This is a genomic window from Streptomyces sp. NPDC044064, assembly GCF_056434245.1.
In genome coordinates, this window is record NZ_JBWKFN010000079.1 from 1 (window position 1) to 1,770 (window position 1,770).

Annotated in this window: 1 protein-coding gene; it reads right to left on the reverse strand. The window is 70.0% G+C overall.

All coding sequences use genetic code 11. The annotated features are described in order from the left end of the window. On the reverse strand, positions 1-1,770 hold a 1,770-nt coding region (locus AC07DS_RS46290), incomplete at both ends, for a non-ribosomal peptide synthetase (protein WP_479154737.1).

Here is a 1,770-nt window from a genome sequence, read left to right on the forward strand (position 1 = left end):
CCGGGCCAACTGCGGCCCCACGACGAACAACTCACCGACCACACCCACCGGCACCGGACGCAACGCCTCGTCCAGCACGAACATCCGCAGCCCGGCCAACGGCGATCCCACCAGGCTCCGGCCGGCCGCTTCGGCCACCATCTTCCGGTCCAGCGCGGCGTAGGTGGCGTGGATGGTCGTCTCGGTGATCCCGTACATGTTGACCAGCGACACCTCATCCTCCGGGTGCCGCTCGTACCACTGCCCCAACTGCCCGAAGTCCAGGGCTTCACCGGCGAAGATGACGGTCCGCAGGGTGAGCCGGGGGGCGGCCTGGGCGTCCTCACGGATCAACGGGTAGAAGGCGGAGGGCGTCTGGCACAGCACCGTCACCCGCTCCCGCTCCAACAGGCGCAGGAAGTCCCGCGGAGACCGTGAGACCTCGAACAGCACCGTGACCAACGTGCCGCCATGGGCGAGCGAGCCCCACATCTCCCACACCGACACGTCGAAGGCGTAGGAGTGGAACCACGTCCACACGTCGTCGGGACCGAAGCGGAACTGCTCCCGGGTGGCGTCGAGGATGGCGACGACGCTGCCATGGGCGATGGTGACGCCCTTGGGACGCCCGGTGGAGCCGGAGGTGTAGATCACGTAGGCCGGGTGGGTGGACAGCAGGGTGTCCTTGCGGTCGGCATCCGTGAGATCCGTCGTGTCCTGGGCGGACAGGGTGAGGCGGGTGTCGGGCGCGTCGAGCACCACGCACGATTGGTCGATCCCGCCGGGCAGTGAGGAGGTGGTCGCCGTGGTGGTGACGACCAGCGGCGGCTCGGCCTCCTCGAACAGCGTCGCGATCCGTTCGGCCGGATACTCCGGATCGACCGGCAGATACGCCGCTCCCGACTTCAGCACCGCCAGCAGAGCCACCGCGAGGTCCACAGAGCGGCCCAGCAGCACCGCCACCACCACCTCGGGCCCCGCACCCCGCTCCACCAGCACCCGCGCCAGCCGGTTCGCCCGCGCGTTCAGCTCCGCATACGAGACCCGCTCGTCCCCCGAGACCACCGCCACCGCGTCCGGCCGCCACGCGACCTGCGCCTCGAACAACTCCACCAACGTCGACGACGGGAACGCACCCGACTCGCCCGCCCACTCCGAGGTGACTCGGTCCCGCTCGCCGTCCTCGAACACGTCGATCGCCGACACCGGCACGTCGACATCGGCGGCCACTGCCTCCAGCAGTCGCGCCAGCCGCTCGGCGAGCGAGCGCACGGTCTCCGGCTCGTACAGGTCGGTGCTGCCCTCCACCGACACGACCAACTCGCCCGGGTCGCCCGCGTCGGTGCGGTGCGGAGTGAAGCCGAAGGAAAGGTCGAACTTGGCGATGCCCGTGTCCACCGGCTCGAAGCGGCTCTCCAGGCCGGGCAGTTCGAGGGAGGGGGCGGCCCCGTCGTTCAGGGTCATCAGCACCTGGAACAGCGGGTTGCGGGCCGAGGACCGCTCCGGGTTCAGGGCCTCCACGACCCAGTCGAACGGAACGTCCTGATGCGCCCACGCCTCCAGGTCGGTCTCCCGCACCCGCTCCAGCAACTCCCGGAACGACGGATCCCCGTCCGTGCGCGTCCGCAACACCACCGTGTTCACGAAGAAGCCGACGAGGTCGTCCAACGCCTCTTCGGATCGTCCGTCGACCGGAACGCCGATGGGGATGTCGTGGCCGGCGCCCATCCGCGACAGCAACACCGCCGTCGCCGCCTGCACCACCATGAACAACGTCGAGCCGGTCGCCCG